The organism is Enterococcus sp. LJL51, assembly GCF_054871795.1.
The window spans coordinates 20,193-40,518 of the sequence record NZ_JBTXLW010000025.1; the positions used below are offsets into that span (position 1 = coordinate 20,193).

A 20,326-nucleotide genomic window follows, 5' to 3' on the forward strand; every position below is an offset into this window, starting at 1 on the left:
TGTTTTAGAAGCTTCGAAAATCAATTAGAGAAAAAACTGGTTATCAAGTAGAATTTTGGAAAAGTTGTTAGGGATGATCTTTATAATCGTTGTATTCCACAACTCCTACATGTCAGAATAAAATGCAACACTCAGCATTTCTCTGTTGGGTGTTTTTGTTATTAAATGAGTGTTTCCATTCATTAGCTTTGCAACTCTTTATAAAAAGACATTTAAATAGAATTGATTTGAAAATGCTTTTTTGATACAATCTAATTAAACAACAGTTTAAATAGATTGCAAGGAGAAGTCTCATGAGTATTTCTGAAAGTTTTAAAGCCTTAGCAGTTCCAATTCGTCGTGAAATATTAGACTTATTAAAAGGGGGAAAACTGTCTGCTGGAGATATTGCAAGTCATTTCCATGTAACTCAACCAGCTATTTCATATCATTTGAATATTTTGAAAAAGGCAAATCTTGTTTACGAGAGCAAATATAAGAATTTTGTTTACTATGAGCTAAATACAACGGTTTTTGATAACTTGATAGTTTGGTTACAATCAATAAAAGGAGAAAAACAAAAATGAAAACTCGATTAATAATTTTACGCATAGTTTCTACGACACCGTTAATACTATTAGCCTTTTTACCCATTATGTCCGACTCATTTTTATGGCAGTACGGGAGTGACGGGGGACCTGCTCGCTATGGAAGCCGCTACGAGATTATTCTCTATGTGATTATCCCTGTAATCATTGGCTGGTTTTTCCACTACTGGCTCTCAAAATGTAAACTGTCAGAGAAAAATTCGAAATTCATTTCTGCCTTAGCAACTACAATTATTATTTCTTTTCAAGCATTGTTAACATGGGTGCTTATTAATGGAATAATTGAGAGTAATCTTACAACATACTCTAATAACAAATTGATCATCCAGTTACCCGTGTATTTTATTGGAGTATTACTTATCTTTTACGGAAACCAAATTCCAAGAGCTTCTTTTGGAAGTAACTTTGGTTTCAAAAACATATGGAGTCTTAGTAGCGAAAAGATTTGGATACATTCTCAAAAATGGGTTGGGGTACTTTTTATAATTTGTGGCACAGGTATCATATTTTTAGCTGTTGCTTTCGGGCAATCTAATATTGTTCTAGTGCTGCTATTCCCTATAACTGTGCTCGTTGCAGGAAGTTATGCACTGTCTTACAAGGCATATCGTATGTTTTGCATCAAGTAATTTAAAGTTTTCGAATCACTACAATTCTAATGGTTATACAACTATGAAACGGAGAATTATAAATTCCATTTGGAATACGGTAAAACATGAAAATAACGTTATTCAATGAAAAGCATTTCCAAACAAACAACTCCTACATGTCAGAATAAAATGCAACAAACTCCAATCTTCCGTAAGATGGTTTTGTTATAATAAAAGTAATACAATTTATAAAAGGAGTCGAAATTTTATGCTAAAAGTGGCTTGTTATAAACTAGCTGAAAAACCAGATCATTTGATTGACTTCTCAGTGATTATTGCCAAATCAAACAGCAAATATGTTTTTGTTAAACACAGACAACGTGACTCTTTAGAGATTCCTGGGGGACATAGGGAGAATAATGAATCTATTGAAGAGTGTGCCAGAAGAGAACTATATGAAGAGACTGGAGCAACTAATTACTCGATAAAACCGTTATTTATATACGGTGTGAAAAAGGGGGAACATAGCCTTGAAGACTATGGAATGGTCTTTTTTGCAGAGATTTTTGAAAGAAAAGCTCAATTAGAATACGAGATTGAGAAAATTTTTTTATTCAAGAAAAACCCATTAATTGGACTTATCCATTAATACAACCAATAATTTTTGACCACTTTCTCTCTGTATACAATTCCTAATTAATAAAAAAAAGAAGCTTCAAAATATGAATTTGAGTCAATAATATACACACTTAACATCTGAAGAATTGAAGCTTTCCTAGATGAAGGATTGACTTAAACTGAAATAGCACTTCGATTAGACCGACATCAATCAACAATATCGAGAGGGACTCGGAGAAACAGTGAAGAGAGAAAAGCAAACAGCCTGGCAGCATTGCGCTACCAGGCTTCAAGTGCCAGTAATTTAGCTAGAATAAGAAAAGGAAACTGCGGAACAACTACAAAAGTAATTGTATGTAATACGAAAACTATTTTAAATATAAAAAAAGAAATACTCTCCAGAACAGATTGCTCATGGTGTACGTAGCATCAATGTGTCTACAAATGCACTACATGAACAAGGTTCAAATGAACACCACAATGGACTACTAAGTGAATATTTCCTAAAACCAACAGATTTTAACAAAATATCAAAGGCAAGAATTGATGAATCAGTAAATGAAATCAACAACCGGACAAAAAAACCTTAAACTTGACAAGCACCTTCATTCCACAACTCCTACATGTCAGAATAAAATGCAACACTCAGCATACTCTTGTTGGGTGTTTTTGTTATATTTTATAGAATAATATATACAAGCATGAGATAATTAAAATTGGCAAAGGGAGGGAAACATTCATGATTTCATTTTCAAATTGGTTAGATAAACAAGACGTCTCTGTTCAATACACCTATGACAAATTACTATGTGGGATAATCGATCAGGAGAAACAGTCTCGAATACCTTTAGAAGGATATGGCAAATATTTACTAAGTAAACAAAATGAAAATGGACACTGGGGAACTTATTACTATCAACCAAAATGGACATCGACTCATTACACATTACTTCAGCTAAAGGAAATTGGTCTTCCATTCGATTACCCAGCATGTCAAGAAATGGTGGTAAAAATGTTTAAAGATTGTCAACTTCCTGAAGGTGGATTAAATCTAGCAAAATCCAATATTCCAAGTGATATTTGTGTAGACGGAATGATTCTAAATTACTCTAGCTATTTTCTGCCACAACTAAACAACCTAAAAAAATTAGTTCTTTCAATTTTATCCAAACAAAAAAAAGACGGAGGATTTACTTGGTACGATCAAAGTAATGGTGATCCCCACTCAACTATTTGTGTTTTAGAAGGCTTAATTTCTTTCCGAGAGAACACTGCTTCTTCAGATTTAATTAAAGAAACTGATAATGCGATTGACAAGATTCTCGACTTTTTTTTAAAAAACAGTTTATTTTTATCAGAGAATCAGTATCAAAAGTTTGCTTATCCCTTTAGATACTTTTACAGTATTTTTCGATTTCTTTTAGTCGCTACAAAACTTAAACTCCCAAAAAATAATTCATTAAATATGGCTCTTAAGTGGCTATCAGAAAAGGAACCCACACAATTTATAAAGTTAGAAAAAGAATATAAAGGGCAACATTTTCTCACTTTTTCAGCTATTGGTGAGGTCAATCCATTTTTAAGTGTTTACGGAGAATACATTCGAAATTTCTATATGTAGAAAATGTAGAAGTTCACAATTAGGAGTGAAAAATGTCATACAATCATCTTACAGCCGAAGAACGTGGAAAAATTGAAGCATATTTAGACGAAGGCTTATCACAAGCTGAAATAGCTCGACGTTTAGATCAGCATCGCTCAACAATTTCCCGAGAAATCCGGAGAAACAGTGAAGAGAGAAAAGCAAACAGCCTGGCAGCATTGCGCTACCAGGCTTCAAGTGCCGGTAATTTGGCCGGCATGAGAAAAAGAAACTGCGGAACCACTACTAAAGCAACAGTACATAATACAAAAACCATTTTGAAATACCTGAAGAAAAAATACTCTCCGGAGCAAATCGCTCATGGCGTGCGCAGTATCAATGTGTCTACAAATACCATCTATAACTGGATTTACTCCGGTTTGATCAAGTTTCCAATAAAGAAGCTGCGACTGAAAGGGAAGAGGTATCGGAGAAAATATAGCGGTAGATTACTGAAGAAAACCCCATCACCGCAATTCTACGAGAATCGTCTGGTCACTGACCGGCCTGAAGCAACTATTTTAAGAACTGATTTTGGTCACTGGGAAGCTGATACAGTGCTTTCTAAGCGTGGTGTAGAGACTTGTCTAGCTACATTCGTAGAACGCAAATCACGCCACTATGTGGCAATTAAAATGACTCGAAAAGACAGTACTTGTATGTTGGCTGCTATGGAACGTTTGGTTGAAATGTATCCAACTGGAGTGAAATCAATCACTTGTGATCGTGGAACTGAATTTGTGAACTTCAGTAATGTGAAACACATGGAGAATACCTATGGTATTAAAACGTATTATGCGCATCCATATGCGCCACACGAACGTGGGTCAAATGAATATCACAACGGACTGCTCAGAGAGTATTTTCCAAAGCCTACAGACTTCAACAAGGTATCTCAGATAAAGATCGATCAATCCACAAATGAAATCAATGATCGGCCGAGAAAGCTATTCAAATGGAAGTCAGCGAATCATAAATTCCATTTGGAATACGCTAAAACATGAAGAGGAACAAAATTGTATAATGAAAACTATTAAGAATTTTATTAAGATTTACTTAAGATGTTGCATTTAATCTTGACAAGCACCTTCATTCCACAACTTTGTATAATGTATATTATGTAAACTAGTAAATTAATGAAATACTGACACTATAGGCTTTATGTGTCACCTACGGTGTCAGCAATCAAAGTTAACCGAAGCTTTCTAGATAATCACGTTCATTAAATGCTTCACGTATCCTGTTTTTTTGATCTAGCTTGTCATTTTCAATAAAATCAAGTTTTCCCTGTTCATTTACTCTAAAGCTCTTTATCATTTGTTTGTGCTGTTTAGTCATTCTTTTTCGCCCGTCCTCAGCAATATTAGTTACGAACTGACTACCAAAACAATCCTCTAAAATTGCCATTGATACCGAGACTTGACTTTCAACCCAGCTTCTAGTGCGATAGACTGATTTTTCCAGCGGTTGCATTGTCAAACGTACGCCTTTAACTTCGCCTAAGAAGTTAGACCAAAAATCACACACTTTCCAGCGACTTTTATTTGAATCACTTTTATTTGGAATTAAGAACGCTAAGTATTCCGCCATAATCGATTTAGCTAGCTCACCTATTTCTAAGTTACCAGCAGCAACCATATTCATGACCACTTGCGCCCGTTCTTGTCTTAACTGGATTTCATAACGATTCCAGAAATCAATACTTTTGTCTAAATCAACACCCTGAGAATTTACGAGTTGTGCGAGTTTATCATAAAAACGAAATTCAACGTCACCTTTACCGATATACAAAGTTTGTCCTGAAATTTCAGATTTATGTTGCATATCTCCGTTTTCAATGTATCTCCATGAACGAGTGCCAGCACTGCTTCTGAAATGTTTTTGTCGCATTTTACGATGTAATGTGTTAATATTTAAACAATTCACATAATCGTCAATGGCTACGTCTAAACGTGTTATGTGATGAATTGTGAAAGCTGATTTGATTAGATTAAAGAAATCAATCCAAGTTAGACCTTTCCAATTATTCTCTAAAAACCGACAGCCCTGTCCTTTCACGTCCAAGTGTGTCAGGGCTTTTTTTGTGCCTTGCGGATTGTCATTTCTAATCATAACCGTTATAAAGTTCTCGAATTTATACATATATTCATATTCGTTAGAATCAGCAAGTTTTTTACATTCGAAATCGTCAACAGACAGGTGAAGCATATCGCATAAACCATTCGAAAAAATATTTCCCTTAAAAGTCACAGAAAACCAGTCAACGCAAGCCTCAAGAGGGTTCCTAGATGTAGAGTGTAGGGGGGTGTTACTAGACCCCCCACTTGCGAAAATTTCCTCGTAATTTTTCATTTTGTCCGCCCTTCCTATCTCCGTTTTAGTCGTCAAGCGCAACCGCTTTGACGAGGCAACAGCCCGACAAATTCGGAAGTCCCTTCCCAATTCGCCTGACCGTTGATTATTCATATAAATCGACAGCAATTATTTTCGTTTCTGCTCGTTTGTTTTTTCCTCGGTGAAAAAGGTCAACAGTCAAAACTAACTTTGCATTTTTCTTCAGTTCGGGCAGTTCGATTTTATGATTAAGAATGAAGCTCAATTTCATACTTGTTTTAGGTAGCCTAACGTGCAATATGCGGCCTTGTCTACCTTCCGAGTATCCACGTTCATTTCTCAACGCCTCATAGCTGTAAAGCCGTTCAAAATACACGAAATCATAAGGCGTAATCATGAATCTATCAACAACAAAACTTCATTATCGTCAATGAGTTTGCGTACTTTCACAGCTTCCTCAAAACGTTCCTCAATCGGCTGTTCCTGATGCCGAGATAAGTTGTCAATCACCGCATAGGAATCATACAACTCTCTCATATCGTCCGTTTGAATATAGTTATATTTTGACTTGACAGGTAGCTTCGAATCTTTATTCGCATTCGCTATATAATACTCATATTCGACAGGGTCATACCATTTCTGAAAGACCCAGCGCCCCAGCAATGTACGACATTGAACGACCTCAAAAGTCTGTTCCCTGATAGGCTTAGCAACTCTAGTGAATACCTGACTTGTCGCCAATATTTTAATTGCCTGTTTTCTCTGCTGGGTAATTGTTCGCAGTATCGTTACTGGAAATGTACGCACTGTATTGTCAAAATCATTTTGAATCTCGTCCCAGCCAATCACAAGACCGTTATACCCCTGTTCCCTGACCAGCTTCGGCAAGTCAACTAAATCGTCCAGCGTGCTTAAACTCATATCTTCGTATCGATAACCGAAGTTCGTCGCTATGAATATGTCTTTATATTGCGCTCTATAACGTTCGAGCTGCTCGACCATACTAGACGTTTTCCCGCTACCTTGACAGCCTGAGTACAAACGTAAGCCGTATTCCTGAAACGGTTTAATGCCTGCACGCATTAACTTGATTCGTTTAGCAGAATCGACAGCTTTATATTTTATGAATTGAAATATTTTCAAGGTCAATTTCTCCTTTCCTAAATTTTCTTATTCGTTAAAAATTCATTGTGAGTAAAGGATTCGCGAGCGAATCTCTTTACTTCACAAATGGAATTTTTCGAACGACAGCAAAGAAAATATTTTTGATTAACGTGAAGTTGTCTCTTAGAATATATAAGCCCAATATCGATAAAATTAATGAAACACTGACCGCATTATCTAAGAAAGCGAACAGGTCACGAAGCGGGTTCAACATGCCCATATCTATGCCAAAATCAAACGTAGGAATTAAAGAGATAACAATATCAACTAAACCAAAAATCAGCTTAAAAACTAATTCTAAAAGCATTATTCAACCACCGCGTTTCTTTCATGTATCCAGCGATACATGTCAATTAAAAACCATAATAATATCCCACCGTTGGCGAATGGCTTCACAACTGCAAGGAATTTATTCAAGTGGCTCATTGGCAATTTAACTGTCCCTATCGCAATCGTGTTACCAGCAAGCTGACTAGAGCCGAAATCGACGTCTAAGTCTTCAAATGACTTTTGAGAGCCTGAGAAAAGATTTTTAATACTTGAAACTGAATCAAAAATGAAACTGAATTTCAGTTGAATCTTATCAGAAACACCCGTCCACTCATGGTCAAGGAAATCAAGATTTTCGGGAACTATTAGAGCTATGATTTTATCTAATAAATTGTTTAGAAAATCAAGAATATCCTTAAGCGAAGAGCCTAATGTCCCTATCAATTCTTTAAGAAAATCCCAAATGTTTGAACCAGCTTCGTTTACGATATTTCCAAAGCTCAATTTTGATAACAATGCTTCTAGTCTGTCAAAATCAAATGTTTTATTCATGAGCTTTACGAGATACTGAAGAATTAGATCCAGACGACCTTTTAGCAAATCGACCAGCTTAGTTAGTGTTTCAGCGTAATCGATTAAAACATTTATTCCCCGCATAGTTGAAATTAACGCTTGAAAAATATCCAACAACATATCTAAACTTTCGCCGAATCCTTCAACAATTGAGTACCTAATGCCGTACAACAACGTATCAAGAAATTCTGAAAAAATTCCAGTTCCCTTTCCGTCCTCAGCAGAAAAGTAATCATTTATAATAGCTCTTATGTCATTGACTGTGTAAATCCTCAGCGACTTCAACAAATCTTTTAAGCCTTCAAACTGTCCTTTAAGGAGTTTCATAAATACCCCGTCCTCCTCAAAATACATTTTGAACTTGTCAATAGAATCCTTAACAGCGAGCAAAGCAGCAATAATACCAACGTCAGACCAACTTGTTCCACCGTTTGTCTTAATCGCGTCTATTTGACTTTGAAGGTCGCTATCTTTAGCGGATGAGATAACACCCAACGCATTAATATTGTTCTGCAAATTCGTTACAGAGCTGTGAATAAAAGAATCAATATTATCCATTCGTTGACTATTCGCACTAATGTTCTTTTGTAAATTCGTTACGGAGCTATGCATATAACTATCCATATTTTCGATTCTTTCACTGTTTGCGCTAATATTTTTCTGCAAGTTCGTTACAGAGCTATGCATGAAACTGTCCATATTATCCATTCGCTCGGAGGTCTTCGTATTTAAGGCATTAATATTATTCTGCAAACTCGTTACAGAGCTATGCATAAATTTATCCATATTATCCATACGTTCCGAGGTCTTCGTATTCAATGCATTAATGTTATTCTGTAAACTAGTTACAGAGCTATGCATGAATGTATCCATGTTTCCAATCCGTGTACTATTTGCGTTAATATTGTTCTGCAAGTTCTTAACCGCTGTTTGCCAGCCAGCGTCTATATTATCCATTCGACTAGTTACTTTCGTATTCAACGCATTAATATTATTCTGTAAACTCGTTACGGAGCTGTGTAAATAACTATCAATATTATTCATTCGGCTAGTCGCTTTTGAATTCACGTTATTAATATTTGTCTGTAAATTTTTTACTGCATTATTCCAGCCAGCGTCTATATTATTCATTCGACTAGTCGTCGAGTTTTTCACGTCGTCTATTCTCGCATTTGTCGCAAAGATACTATTTTTTGTCGCCCTCAACAGCAAATCAAAATTAATACTTTCAGCGTTTGGCATGTGCCAAGCATAGATGTTCCAACCGTCAAACGCGCCGTTGATATACGCAACGTTCGCAGGTCCTCCACGTGTCGTCGAAAAGAACGCATTCGTCCACGTTGCTCGTGCCAAGGCTACTCTAGAACGAATTGAAGGGGATTCCAAAGACGAGCCGTCCTCACTCGTTGCGAGCTCGTCAGCACCTTGAAAAAGCGCAGAATCGGCTAACCAAGGCGGACTTATCGGGACGACTTCGGGAGCATATTCTTGATTTTCTTCATATTCGGCAACGGGTTCTTGCCCTTGAATACCCAAATCAGGAGTATCCAGCATATTTTCAGGGAGACCGCTATCAGCGTTATATAAATCACTACCCACATCATTTCCAGACCGTAAATCGTCAGCAGAGACAGTAACGGCAGAAATGAAAACGCAATGACAGACAGTAACAAGAATAAAAAAACTATACCTATCCACTTACCTATTTTTTTTAGATCAATCATGTTTTTTTCTCCTTTCATAAAATAGAAAAGGGCTAGGCTTTCGCCTAGCCTCAAATGAGTACATTAACCTTTAATCGCAGATTTACCGAAGCGCTTAGCGATTTTAGGAGCCGCAAAAAGGGCTGCAATAACCAAACCAGCAGTAATGATAACAATTGCATTATCCGTAAAGATTGAAGAAGCAAAGTCAACAACCCATTGTACAGGCTCAGACAAATCAACTTTCGGAGCAGTTGGCATAGTAATAGCACCAATTAAACCAAACATACGCTTAACCTCCTTTTAATATAAAATTATTGAAATTACTTTACTGGCAATATAAGAACCGAGCTTATAAAGGGCATAACCTGAAACAGCAACTAGCCCAATTACCAGTAAAGAAGATAGCAACCAATCTTGATTGACATTTGTTTGTGCTTGTTCTTCCTGATACGCTATTAAGGTCTCGAGATTTTCATTGAGTTTATTCAATGATTCGTCAGAAGCTGAACTGTCCGCACTTTCTATTTTGCTTAGAGCTTCTAACACAGAAGCACGAAACGACTGTTCTTGTTCTTTCTCCGTTACCTTCTCCGTATTAGATATTTCAGACTGTTTAGAATCCTCAGTAGCTTGTGTAGTACGTTCAGAACTTTCACGTTGAAGCTCCTTTTCGTATAATTCTTTGAGTGCCTTCAAATCGTTTTCGAGTGCCTGGAGGTCTTCTTTTTTCAGTTCGCTCATAACTAAGCACTCATAGCACTAAGGCAAGTAAACGACATATTATAACCACGTTTTTCGCACTTAAGTTCGACCGTGCAAGGGTCTTCTACTTTCACAGTAGCAACAAATGAGTCGTCACAGAAAAATTCTAAAATCTGATAAGAAACTGGGTCAGCAAATCTTGCGATTTTATACGGATTCCCTGTTTTACTTGTTTTTTCCTCGACGCCTCGATAAATTAATTTTGATGTATTTTTAAACATAAGCATTCCCCTTTCTTAATTGATATATATATTAAACACTTAAAAGTGTGTAATAGACTGTCAAAAAACTCCCAGAAAACTTTTATGAGAAAGGAACAATATAAAAGCCGATACAATGCTCTTTATTCTGATGAAGCGATACAAGTTTTTTTCTAAATTCAATACATTTTTCAAATGAAAGCCCCTCAATACCAGTCCAGCAATTATCACGCATGCAGAAAACAACATTATACTTTTTCATTTTGTCATATCCTTTCTTGTTAAAAAGTAACGAGTTTGCGTTAACAAGTAAATTATAACACTATTGCGTTATATGTCAACGCTATAAAGCTAACTTTTTTAATCAATATTTGATATAGTTTAATAAGTTAATGAACACGAAAGGAGCGGTTTCCGTGTCAAATACAGAAAAAACAAATGAACATGAATTAATCAAAGATAGAATATATTACTATTTAGAAAAGAAAGACATAACGATAAATCGCTTAGCACAGCTTTCAAATATCAGACAATCTACTTTAAGCTCTATTATAAATAGACAAGGTGTGCCAAGGGTTGACACAATACACCAAATTTGCCGAGGACTAAATATAACAGTTAAAGAGTTTTTTGACTTTCCGCCTTACAATAAAATAGATTTAGATACGAATAGCGAAGAAGAACTAATGAACTATCTAGAAACCGTCAGTGAGGAATTGCGCACTATACAAGAACGTATCAAACAAAAAAAATAAGAGTAGGGTCTTCCCTGCTCTTATTTCAAATGTGCAATGTATATTATGTAAACTAGATAAAATATAATTAACGAATAATTCAAAACACAACCTCTCACTCTCTCCAAATTTTTAATTCAATCAAAATAAGCAGCACATATAAAGAAAGCTTCTTGTATGTGCTGCTCTACTTATGAATAAAAAACGATATTTTGTTTAAAGGTTGCTAATCAAGAAAAGAAAAATTTAAATCAATAATCATTCTTTCTAATAGCGTCTCTATTTCCACATGAATTTTATTTGTATATGTCTCTAACTCATCAAATGGATTATAGTTAAACCTATGGTTTTCTAAATAGAGCCATATTTCATCTTAATTCTTTTTGAGAACTAACTTTTTTGACAGTTTAATGTTGAACGGGTTTATTCAATGTTTGACATAAGCATCAAAAGATAACTTCTTTTTGTAAATTTTTGATATATCAGATATCTTTAACTCTCTTAGGTTATTTATACTAATTTTCTCATTTATATCTCCCAAAATATTATATGGTTTTACTTTTTCTATGTCATCATTTTTTGCTAGTAATTCAAAAAGCTTATCTCCAAAATCATTTTGAATGTTAACCACTTCTAAATTAGTACGAGCACCGTTCCGCACTTTATCATGTAAACTATTCAATTCTTCTTCCAACCCTTGATTCTTAAACGTTAATAAGTCAACCAATTTATTATTAATCTGAGGTTGAAAGCTAGATTCTTTGGCAATCAAGGTATTCCTAACAATACGTTTATTATGTTGCTCTTTGCCTAATTTATAGTGAAAATAATTCAAACAAGGATCATCTAATACTTGTGGAAGATTGTTTTTATCGAATTCTTGTCTTTCATCTACTATAAATACTAAATCACAGTAAAAATAATTTCCAACATAGGTTCCTTTTATGTTCTTGGGTCTTGGTTCAGGAATCACATAAAAAATAATGTCATTTGTATTTGCTTTCATCAAATGACTTTCTTTACAATTTGTAGCCCTGAATCGTTTGCTCCAAATATAAGGACACCAATTGCTTTTTTCATCTAGTTTATCTGAAACAATTGTTTTTTCATCAAAAACGTAAGCCTCTCTTTGACTTGCTTTATGAAAAAAAATCCAATAATTCATCATATTTCCTCCATATATTTATCAATATTATCCTTTTGAGAAATTCCAAATTTAAATTTTTTAGACCAAACCTTTACTTTTATAATAGTTGTACTTCATAACTCCTTGTTCCACTGTTATGATTGGCGATAAATCGACTGTAATCGTATCAAAATTAATCAATTTTGCTAAAAATGCTTTATGACTCCCTCCTGAAGTTATGTAATATTTATCTGAGTTTATATCATAACTAGCAATAGGAGTTTCTGTAGCTGGGTTTTTAAGTAGTTTAACGAAACTTTCGGAATCGTTTATATATAGATTAACTAACTTATCGAGTTTCTCTTCCACTTTCAGTGTCGGAGTAGTCTTTCCATCAAGGAAATCCAGAAAAATATCCCCCCAATTATTGTAGCCTTTAAACCTATTGATCCCCACTATTCTCTTTACAGGTATTTCCTTTCTCTCTACATCAAAAACATCAGTTGTATATTTTCTGACCTCCATAACTTCAACAGGTATTGTCATTAATTCATCCACTGAAAGCGAATTGAAATCCCCAAGCATTTGTTTCAAACGAATAACACGCTGTTCATTTTCTATAATTAGAGCTTCCCATGCTTTAAAAGAGGTTTGTTTCTGTTTTCCGTCTAAAAAAGGAGCTCTCTTTAGTTTAATATCATTTTCCAGATTTCTTTTAAACCTTTTTTTATTCAGTAGCCTAACAATATAATTGCGATATTCATAACTAATAATATCGTCGATTACCTTACTTTTATCCCCCAAAAATAGTCATCCTGGTATTTCCAAGCTTTCAATTTTCCCCCTCATTTCTTATAATGTTAATCTTCTTACCTAATACTTTGATTTCTGAACATGCAATCAATTTCTTTGAAACTCATTCCTCCACAGGTTCATTGTGCATTTCTAATCTAATTCATCAGCAGCTTCTTCCAACACTATCTGAGTTTCACTTAAACGGTTCCAGCTACTAATCGTTTTTGAGAACTAAATACCGGCTTTCTATAAATTATCAGCCAAGTCAGTTTTATTATATAAAACATCTTCTCGAAGAATGCGACACATTTTTTCTGGTTCTTCAAAACAGGGGCTATGTGCCGAATTTTCAAAAGTATAAAATCCAACAACTGGAGCTTTAATGTTCTTTACAAACTGCTTCGACAGACTGTAAGAAACTTGATAATCAAACTGACCATGTAGCACATAAATTGGAACTTCTAATCTAGGTACTTCCTTTTCAAGATTCTTTTGTAGTATTATATCCCACAGGCAGTTCAATGCGAAAGAATTTCCCTTCATGAAACGAACTTTGTCCATTAATTTATAGCCTTTAAAACGAATAAGTATCCCTCCGATAGACATCACAGATCTACATTGTCGCATCAGTCCTATACCTAGTTTCATCATTGCAGCATTTCTAACAGATAAATAAGCAATCTCCACTTTAGCCCCTTGATTGATTGGTACTTTCTCAAGCTTCTTTATCATTTTTTTATCACCTCTAGTACGGAATTCATTTAACATATACTTATAGGCCAACCTTTCTGACTCTATTTGTTGATTCATTTGGCCTATCCCAATGTATGCCTGAAAAAGTTCAGGACTTTTTTGAACAGTTAATATTCCAAGTAAGGTTCCCCAAGAATGTCCCATAATGAAGATTTTCTCTTTAGAAAATCTTTCACGCAAGTAGCTGACCACAAAAAGTGTATCAGCTATCATTTGATTAATCGTCATTGTCTCTCTACTAACATTCTTTCGGTACGAAATACCACTACCTCGCTGTTCCCACCAACAGACCGTAAACAAATCTTCTAAGCCGGTAGGATATTCTTGAGTAAACATTATTTCAGGGGAACCAGGGCCACCATGTAAAAACAGTAATACTGGATTTCCAATATTTTTACTCTGTATAAACATCCCTTGTTTATTCCCATTTACTTCTATGAATATTTTTTCATTCAATTGTTTCACTCTTTTTGTCCTCATTTCTAACTTTTTTTTGACTCTCTTACCTGAATCATCAATTTCTATCGTTTTTGAGAATCCCAATTATTTTCTAAAGCCACTTTTATTGCTTCATTTTCTTACCTAAAATTTTAGATATATTGTTTGAGTGTTTCATAATCAACAGGCTCATTTGTAAAGTCAACATCCAAATGTTCTACATGTTCTTTTCCAGCCAGCGAGAGTAGCGGAACAAATCCATAGTCAGTTGAATTTGAAGACAGCTTTACTTCAACATCGCCAAGTTGAGAAACAAAAGGTGTATATTCTTCTTCTAATATCTATATCCCGCCGTTACGCTTTTACTTTAGCGTTGTTTTGGGCGGGGGGTTCTGGTACAATGTTAATAATTTATTGGTTCGACTATTGCCGATAAGGTGAAGCGATTACATAGGATTATTTCGGAGGATAAAACATGAATTCAACAGTTACTTTCTATATTACTCGACATGGGGAAACATTACTTAACTATTTACATAAAGCACAAGGTTGGGCAGATTCCCCATTAACTGAAAGAGGAATCCAAACAGCCTCACAACTAGGACTGCAACTGAAAAATGTCCAATTTTCGGCTGCATTTTCCAGTGATACATCCAGAGCTTTACAGACTGGAAAAAACATATTAACTGCACAGGGGCAAAATGAACTGCAAGTTATTACTGATGAAAGGCTCCGTGAGTGGTGTTTGGGCTGCTGGGAAGCAGAAAATAATGATAAATTTATTTCCAGTATGATGAATGAATTACAGATACAAAATGATTTTGCAGAACTTAATTTCCGTCTGCCGGAAGTTCATGAGATTATTTATAAATCCGACACAACAGGTATGGTTGAACCGTTTCATATGATTACGGATAGATTGGAAAGTTTTCTCAAAGATACAGCTGATAATTTTATTCACTTGAATAATCCAAACGTCCTGATTGTTACTCACGCTTTTACTATTAAAACATTGTTGTATTTGTTTTCAAAAGAAATGTTGCGAAAAAGACCTAAAATCAAAAATGTCGATATTATTACTATTAAGTGGGATGGCAAAAATTTTTCTATCCTTACATAATAAGCATGATACACCTACTGCTAAGGAACACTATATACAAAAAATCTTTTCTAAATACTCATCTGGATATTTATTTATATACTCGCAGTGTCCATAACCATTAAAAAACTGGATATCTACATTTCCAGTTTTTTAATGGTACGGTTACTAAATCATGCGTTTTTTTACTTCCAAATAGAAAAGGTAATTTCCTACTTCCCTCTAACAATCGTTTTGTGAAAGACGGACTTTGCTTAAATTCGAAAAATCCAAATGATACCATCACAAGTCTTTAGCTTTCATCAAGTCAATTCTCTTTTGATTTTCTTTTTTAGAATTCAGATATCCTTTATACCACACACCAATAAATGCTATCGGAGCAACTAATACTGCTAACGAAAAATTAGTTGAATCAGCAAGATACATCCAACCAGATACTACTAGGAAAAGAATAGGTAAAAAAGAACCCACTATCTTTTTCTGATGTAAACCTAGTTGATATTGAACGGCAATCAATAAAAAAATAATAACAAAAACAACTAAAGTTCTCACACATTTTCCTCCTTGCTTTGCTTCTCATATTTTTCAATAATTATTTTTGCGATATTAAGGTCAATCTTTTCATCTACAGCTAATTCCTTAATAAAAGATCTGAATGGTTGCTCATCTCTCTTATCATTGATTTGAATTTTTTGGATCAGCCTATCTAACCTTAAACGAACGGTAGGGTATGATACATCATAGAATTTTGCTACCTCTTTGATATTGCCCGATTTTAAAATAAAGTTTTTCACAAATTCTGCATCTTCACTTTCTAAAGACGAGAACCAATTAGGTACATCTTCAATATTTATAATAATCACCTCAACAATGTATTTAATAATATTAATTATATCTTTAATATTATTAAAGTCAACAATAAAAAAGCCTTCTTAATTAGAGACAACCTTCCTACTTTTATTTAAAAAATAGACAACACCTCCGATTATTGTCATTTACCGTAGAAGCTATACTAAAATCAGATTCTTCATCAATACCAATGATAATGTATGCATCTCTGTCCTCTAGATTATTTGCCATGCACATAATATCATGTAGTAATGCCCCTTTATCATCATGCCATTTTTTTGAAATCCCAGTATGGCCCCTCTACTTTGGAATCTATTAAGTTCAAGATCTCGTGTTCAAACTTTTTAATAGTTTCCCCCTCCTCTTTTTAGTAACAACGATTTAGCTGGTTTACCTACTTTCTATTTTCAAAATCATGGCACTAAATCAGCTAATTACTGTCTATAATTCAAATAACTTCATTTTGATTGGTTCCAACTACTGATCCTTTTTGAGAACTAATTTTTCTAAAATTCTAGGTGTAAAGTTTTCATCTTGAACAATTGTATTTGCTGCCAAGCCAGAAACTAATGCTGAAACCAGGATTACCATTGCTGCCTTCATCATAATCAAAAACTTCACTATAATGTCAGTCTTTTTCTGATTGTAAGCTACCTGATAACTTATTTATTCTAAGAATATATTCTTTCTCACTAACTAGCATAGCAAAGAAATCTTCTAACCTTCCTGCTTTCTCAATCTCAGTAAAAAAAGATTCATGGTCAGTACTATATACAACAGGGTTTTTCATATCTTTATCAGCACAACATACAAAATAAAAATTTGGAAAGCTGTCTGTCTCACCAATTATTATAAATTCAAGAAATTCTTCATTAATAACCTTTCTTATCACGTTCTTGTCAAGATCACCAAATTCTCTATGGTCCTCTGTTCCATGTTTAAATGGCGTAAATAATTTTGTCTGATATTGTATACGAGGATATGGAATATCTGAATATGAAATATTTTTTCCTTCCTTTAATTTCTTATAAATGTCATCCTGTAAATAATATTCAAAATCACCAAAAAGATAAGATTCAGAAAAAACAATGTTCTCCAAATTGCTTATCATAGACTTATTATCAAAGTGACATTTTCCGCCTAATTCAATAACTCTTGCTTCAATATTCTCTTGTACATTTTTTATCAATTTTACTCTTCCTCTCAAATTTTCGTAAATACTAATATATGATATGAAGTTGTTTGTTGCTGTTCTGCTGTTTTTGGGTTTTAAACTTAACAGATATTTTGATCACAAAAGCCTCTCTTCCGTTTGAACTATTTGAATAGATCCTTTTTGAGAACTACCATCTCGTACTCAACGTAGCGTATATAGCCCATGCAATCACTACTACTAACCCAATGATAACCGGGCTGAAAATTAACATAACCATACCTATAATCATTTTACCAATTGGCAAATCTTCTTTCTTCTTATTATCTTTCACTCTTTACCTCTTTCAATCCTTTATACATTGATCCATTAGTATTTGACCTTAAGCAGCTACATAAACCTTTATCAGTTTGCATCCGTATATCTGCATTCCTAACTCCGACCAATTTTCCTTTATTAATCTCAGTTTTGAATACTCTTCTTGCTTAATATCCTTTTCACCACTAGTTCTTTCCACTCTATTATAACAATTGATAACAGAATTGAAACTAACAAAATGATTATCAATCCTAGTGTTAATATTATTAGACTATAGGCAAGTACTACACCGATTGTTACTTCCCATATGTTTAATCCCATAATCATACCTCCCTTCTGCTTTTTTATTTGTTAACTCAATTGCTTCAGAATCATTCATTTGGAAATCTTCTTTCTAATCCTTTTTGATAGTTCATTCAAATTCACGTTCACTGATTTCTGTACATCTACCTGCTCTTACGGCTGCCTTCCCGCCGACTGATTCCGTTATCCAACAAATCTATGGCAACAACAAATCTTTCCACATCCAAGCATCATATTCATCTACAAATGGTTCATATAGATATCCCTCTGGAATGTCATCTTTATACCTTCTAAAAAATTCTGTGTAAACATCAAAAACTCCTTTTCCATTTTTTTCATATTTCACCATAATCTCTTCTAGAGTTACCGCTGTTCGCATCTTTTCTGGAAGGAATGCTTCATACATAATAGAGATTCGCTTATATTTCTCTCTTTCAAGATCCAATTTCACATATTCTATTGAAAATTTAGCTATCATGGAGACTAATATTAAAAATATCATAAGTCCAATCCACTTTTTTTGTGTTTAATAAAAGCATTTTTCATGTTTAATCTACTCACTAATTTCATCTTCTTTCCTTTTTCCTCTTCACATTCATTCGTTATCTTTTTTGAGAACTGCACCAATAAGCTCCATTTTATTTTGTTCCGATATTTTTTCTAGCCCAGCGAGAAAGCCCCAATCAGCAACTGGTCGCTTACTTCCCCTCATGTTAAATAGAACCCGAGATCCAACCTTAAGTTCCGGATAGTAATAACTATCATTTGATAATACACCTCGATACATACCCTCTAAGACATCACTATCATGTTTCTCTTTAGTATCTTTTGTTACCAATACCCAGCAACCTTCTCCATTCCCATTAAAATAGTCTTCTTTGGAAAACGGAAAATTTACTTTTATATATTCTGTGTACTCTGTATTATCCACTAAAGTTCCTTCTTTCTGATCCTTTTTGAGAGGATACTTTACAGACATCAGTTGTTTACTTTCACTTTCAGAAATACTAAGTGTTCTTGTTATAGCATTACCATACTCATTTCCAATCCATCCGTACCAACCACTCTCCCCATCTTCTTTTTCCACTGGAATACAAAACATGCTCGACGAATATCCTATATCTAAAACTAAATAAAGAGCTGTCATTGTTTCAAATAGATAGTACAAATTCCCAAAAATAGGAATAGAATCAATAAAATCATGTCTTAAATTTTGATATGCGTTGTTCCAACCATAATTCATTTTTAAATTTCCATTCACAGCCACGTTAATATTACATTTTTCTTCATTTTTTCTAAATGGTATAAAAATCCTGTTGTCAAACTGATACAAATTCCAGTGAATATATATTGCTTTATCTTTTAGTTTCAATTTGGAAATCACTTTGGGATTATCGTAGTGTGTTGGTTTTTCCCCAGTTTTTTTCTCATAAAAATACTTTAAAGCAGATTCTAGCAAACCAGCAGCCCTTACAACTAAATCAGCAATTCTAGGAGAATAGACTTTCTTCTGTTTCTCACTTAGTGTAATTGAATAGGCTAATTCCCTTATTTCATTTTCTAAAGATATGTAAATTTGCTTGTACTCTTCCATGCGGTCCTCCTACTAATCATTTTTGAAATTACTATAAAAAGACTTCTAGTTCTGACTGTAAAAGTTTGTTCTCTTCCTCTAGTTCCTCAATTTCACTTTTAAAAAGAAGTTGATTGACTTTGTTCAGCCTTTTTTATTCTGTTCTTGTTACGTCTTATTCTTAAATAAATGTTATCATTTTTCGCTAAAAATAATTGTCTAATCTGTCTGCCTTCTATCCACTTTTTTATCATTTAAGGTCTCTCCACTTTCTATCCTTTTTGAGACACCTCATCCACTGATCTATCTACATGCTTTAAACCTCTGTTGTTAATTCAATATGGTTTCCTTCGCTGTCAACAAACTCCACTACCCAGTTATTTCCTATTTTAGTTAAAGGAAAACACAAGTCTAAATCTTTAATTTTGTTTTCTAATGTTTGAAGGTTCTCCACTTCAATACTTGGTAAACAATTACTGCCAAAGATATGCTTCTCATTCATTTTCTTATATGCAAATAAGCCTAATCGAAATCCATCTATCTCAAATACACTATAAATATCAGCACAAACAAGTACCTTTTTCTCGAAAAATTTTTCATAAAAATCACAAGAATCCATTCAGTTCTGCTATATGTTTTTCTCTATTAATATCAGCTCAAAAATGAGCTGTTACAAGTGTATTATAATCTACCTGCGTAATTGTATGCAGCGGCTCATTGAGCTGTCAGCTCTGGAGTA

General features: G+C 34.1%; 26 protein-coding genes. 7 read left to right on the forward strand and 19 right to left on the reverse strand.

What is annotated here, in order from left to right; all coding sequences use genetic code 11:
- Nucleotides 1-293: 293 nt before the first annotated feature.
- From ACYSNQ_RS16780 to ACYSNQ_RS16800, 5 genes are all read left to right on the forward strand, one after another.
- On the forward strand, nt 294-566 hold the full coding sequence (locus tag ACYSNQ_RS16780; protein WP_426084743.1) for an autorepressor SdpR family transcription factor: 273 nt from the start codon (nt 294-296) through the stop codon (nt 564-566).
- Nucleotides 563-1,216 carry an SdpI family protein gene (locus ACYSNQ_RS16785; protein WP_426084744.1) on the forward strand — a complete coding sequence of 218 codons (654 nt, stop codon included), beginning with the start codon at nt 563-565 and terminating at the stop codon, nt 1,214-1,216. Before ACYSNQ_RS16780 ends, ACYSNQ_RS16785 begins: the two co-directional genes overlap by 4 nt.
- Before the next feature lie 229 nt (nt 1,217-1,445).
- Nucleotides 1,446-1,826, forward strand: coding sequence for an NUDIX domain-containing protein (locus ACYSNQ_RS16790; protein WP_426084745.1), 381 nt, complete (start codon nt 1,446-1,448; stop codon nt 1,824-1,826).
- Nucleotides 1,827-2,534: 708 nt separating this feature from the next.
- Nucleotides 2,535-3,416: a prenyltransferase/squalene oxidase repeat-containing protein gene (locus ACYSNQ_RS16795; RefSeq protein WP_426084746.1), complete on the forward strand. Its 882-nt coding sequence runs from the start codon at nt 2,535-2,537 to the stop codon at nt 3,414-3,416.
- A 32-nt stretch (nt 3,417-3,448) separates the two neighbouring features.
- A complete protein-coding gene (locus ACYSNQ_RS16800; protein ID WP_426084747.1) occupies nt 3,449-4,441 on the forward strand; it encodes an IS30 family transposase in 993 nt (330 codons plus the stop codon).
- Nucleotides 4,442-4,628: 187 nt separating this feature from the next.
- Here the strand turns inward: ACYSNQ_RS16800 and ACYSNQ_RS16805 are convergent, their stop codons facing one another.
- From ACYSNQ_RS16805 to ACYSNQ_RS16840, 8 genes are all read right to left on the reverse strand, one after another.
- Nucleotides 4,629-5,789 carry a replication initiation factor domain-containing protein gene (locus ACYSNQ_RS16805; RefSeq protein WP_426081509.1) on the reverse strand — a complete coding sequence of 387 codons (1,161 nt, stop codon included), beginning with the start codon at nt 5,787-5,789 and terminating at the stop codon, nt 4,629-4,631.
- A 106-nt stretch (nt 5,790-5,895) separates the two neighbouring features.
- Entirely contained in the window at nt 5,896-6,168 is a 273-nt protein-coding gene (locus ACYSNQ_RS16810) for a hypothetical protein (protein WP_426081507.1), read from the reverse strand.
- Complete coding sequence (locus ACYSNQ_RS16815) at nt 6,165-6,914, reverse strand: ATPase (RefSeq protein ID WP_426081506.1); 750 nt, start codon at nt 6,912-6,914, stop codon at nt 6,165-6,167. The genes ACYSNQ_RS16810 and ACYSNQ_RS16815 overlap by 4 nt, the downstream gene beginning before the upstream one ends.
- 76 nt (nt 6,915-6,990) lie before the next feature.
- Entirely contained in the window at nt 6,991-7,242 is a 252-nt protein-coding gene (locus ACYSNQ_RS16820) for a hypothetical protein (protein WP_426081505.1), read from the reverse strand.
- Complete coding sequence (locus ACYSNQ_RS16825) at nt 7,242-9,476, reverse strand: hypothetical protein (protein WP_426081504.1); 2,235 nt, start codon at nt 9,474-9,476, stop codon at nt 7,242-7,244. Before ACYSNQ_RS16825 ends, ACYSNQ_RS16820 begins: the two co-directional genes overlap by 1 nt.
- Nucleotides 9,477-9,565: 89 nt before the next feature.
- Nucleotides 9,566-9,769 (reverse strand): hypothetical protein, encoded by a 204-nt coding sequence (locus ACYSNQ_RS16830; protein WP_426081503.1) that lies wholly within the window; start codon nt 9,767-9,769, stop codon nt 9,566-9,568.
- Between the two features lie 15 nt (nt 9,770-9,784).
- Nucleotides 9,785-10,225 carry a hypothetical protein gene (locus ACYSNQ_RS16835; RefSeq protein ID WP_426081502.1) on the reverse strand — a complete coding sequence of 147 codons (441 nt, stop codon included), beginning with the start codon at nt 10,223-10,225 and terminating at the stop codon, nt 9,785-9,787.
- A gap of 2 nt (nt 10,226-10,227) precedes the next feature.
- The gene (locus ACYSNQ_RS16840; protein WP_426081501.1) at nt 10,228-10,467 is read right to left on the reverse strand and encodes a hypothetical protein; all 240 of its coding nucleotides are present in this window, start codon (nt 10,465-10,467) and stop codon (nt 10,228-10,230) included.
- A gap of 395 nt (nt 10,468-10,862) precedes the next feature.
- Between ACYSNQ_RS16840 and ACYSNQ_RS16845 the strand changes: the two genes are divergently transcribed.
- The gene (locus ACYSNQ_RS16845; protein ID WP_426081500.1) at nt 10,863-11,201 is read left to right on the forward strand and encodes a helix-turn-helix domain-containing protein; all 339 of its coding nucleotides are present in this window, start codon (nt 10,863-10,865) and stop codon (nt 11,199-11,201) included.
- Nucleotides 11,202-11,607: 406 nt separating this feature from the next.
- Here ACYSNQ_RS16845 and ACYSNQ_RS16850 read toward each other — a convergent pair whose 3' ends face one another.
- The 3 genes from ACYSNQ_RS16850 to ACYSNQ_RS16860 form a co-directional block, all read right to left on the reverse strand.
- Nucleotides 11,608-12,345: a hypothetical protein gene (locus ACYSNQ_RS16850; protein ID WP_426081499.1), complete on the reverse strand. Its 738-nt coding sequence runs from the start codon at nt 12,343-12,345 to the stop codon at nt 11,608-11,610.
- A gap of 60 nt (nt 12,346-12,405) precedes the next feature.
- Entirely contained in the window at nt 12,406-13,110 is a 705-nt protein-coding gene (locus ACYSNQ_RS16855) for a hypothetical protein (RefSeq protein ID WP_426081497.1), read from the reverse strand.
- 237 nt (nt 13,111-13,347) lie between these two features.
- Nucleotides 13,348-14,319: an alpha/beta fold hydrolase gene (locus tag ACYSNQ_RS16860; RefSeq protein WP_426081496.1), complete on the reverse strand. Its 972-nt coding sequence runs from the start codon at nt 14,317-14,319 to the stop codon at nt 13,348-13,350.
- Nucleotides 14,320-14,767: 448 nt separating this feature from the next.
- Between ACYSNQ_RS16860 and ACYSNQ_RS16865 the strand changes: the two genes are divergently transcribed.
- A complete protein-coding gene (locus ACYSNQ_RS16865; protein ID WP_426081495.1) occupies nt 14,768-15,412 on the forward strand; it encodes a histidine phosphatase family protein in 645 nt (214 codons plus the stop codon).
- Nucleotides 15,413-15,673: 261 nt separating this feature from the next.
- On the opposite strand, the gene ACYSNQ_RS16870 is transcribed toward ACYSNQ_RS16865, so the two are convergent.
- The 8 genes from ACYSNQ_RS16870 to ACYSNQ_RS16905 all read right to left on the reverse strand — a co-directional run bounded on the left by ACYSNQ_RS16870 (nt 15,674) and on the right by ACYSNQ_RS16905 (nt 20,206).
- Nucleotides 15,674-15,943 carry a hypothetical protein gene (locus tag ACYSNQ_RS16870; protein WP_426081493.1) on the reverse strand — a complete coding sequence of 90 codons (270 nt, stop codon included), beginning with the start codon at nt 15,941-15,943 and terminating at the stop codon, nt 15,674-15,676.
- Nucleotides 15,940-16,254: a DUF2089 family protein gene (locus ACYSNQ_RS16875; protein WP_426081492.1), complete on the reverse strand. Its 315-nt coding sequence runs from the start codon at nt 16,252-16,254 to the stop codon at nt 15,940-15,942. Before ACYSNQ_RS16875 ends, ACYSNQ_RS16870 begins: the two co-directional genes overlap by 4 nt.
- Before the next feature lie 463 nt (nt 16,255-16,717).
- On the reverse strand, nt 16,718-16,846 hold the full coding sequence (locus ACYSNQ_RS16880) for a hypothetical protein (protein WP_426081491.1): 129 nt from the start codon (nt 16,844-16,846) through the stop codon (nt 16,718-16,720).
- A 22-nt stretch (nt 16,847-16,868) separates the two neighbouring features.
- On the reverse strand, nt 16,869-17,429 hold the full coding sequence (locus ACYSNQ_RS16885; protein WP_426081490.1) for a hypothetical protein: 561 nt from the start codon (nt 17,427-17,429) through the stop codon (nt 16,869-16,871).
- A gap of 781 nt (nt 17,430-18,210) precedes the next feature.
- On the reverse strand, nt 18,211-18,516 hold the full coding sequence (locus ACYSNQ_RS16890) for a hypothetical protein (protein WP_426081489.1): 306 nt from the start codon (nt 18,514-18,516) through the stop codon (nt 18,211-18,213).
- Between the two features lie 93 nt (nt 18,517-18,609).
- Nucleotides 18,610-19,608 (reverse strand): hypothetical protein, encoded by a 999-nt coding sequence (locus tag ACYSNQ_RS16895; protein ID WP_426081487.1) that lies wholly within the window; start codon nt 19,606-19,608, stop codon nt 18,610-18,612.
- Nucleotides 19,609-19,706: 98 nt separating this feature from the next.
- Nucleotides 19,707-19,841, reverse strand: coding sequence for a hypothetical protein (locus tag ACYSNQ_RS16900; RefSeq protein WP_426081485.1), 135 nt, complete (start codon nt 19,839-19,841; stop codon nt 19,707-19,709).
- Between the two features lie 62 nt (nt 19,842-19,903).
- Nucleotides 19,904-20,206 carry a VOC family protein gene (locus tag ACYSNQ_RS16905; RefSeq protein WP_426081484.1) on the reverse strand — a complete coding sequence of 101 codons (303 nt, stop codon included), beginning with the start codon at nt 20,204-20,206 and terminating at the stop codon, nt 19,904-19,906.
- Nucleotides 20,207-20,326: the final 120 nt, after the last annotated feature.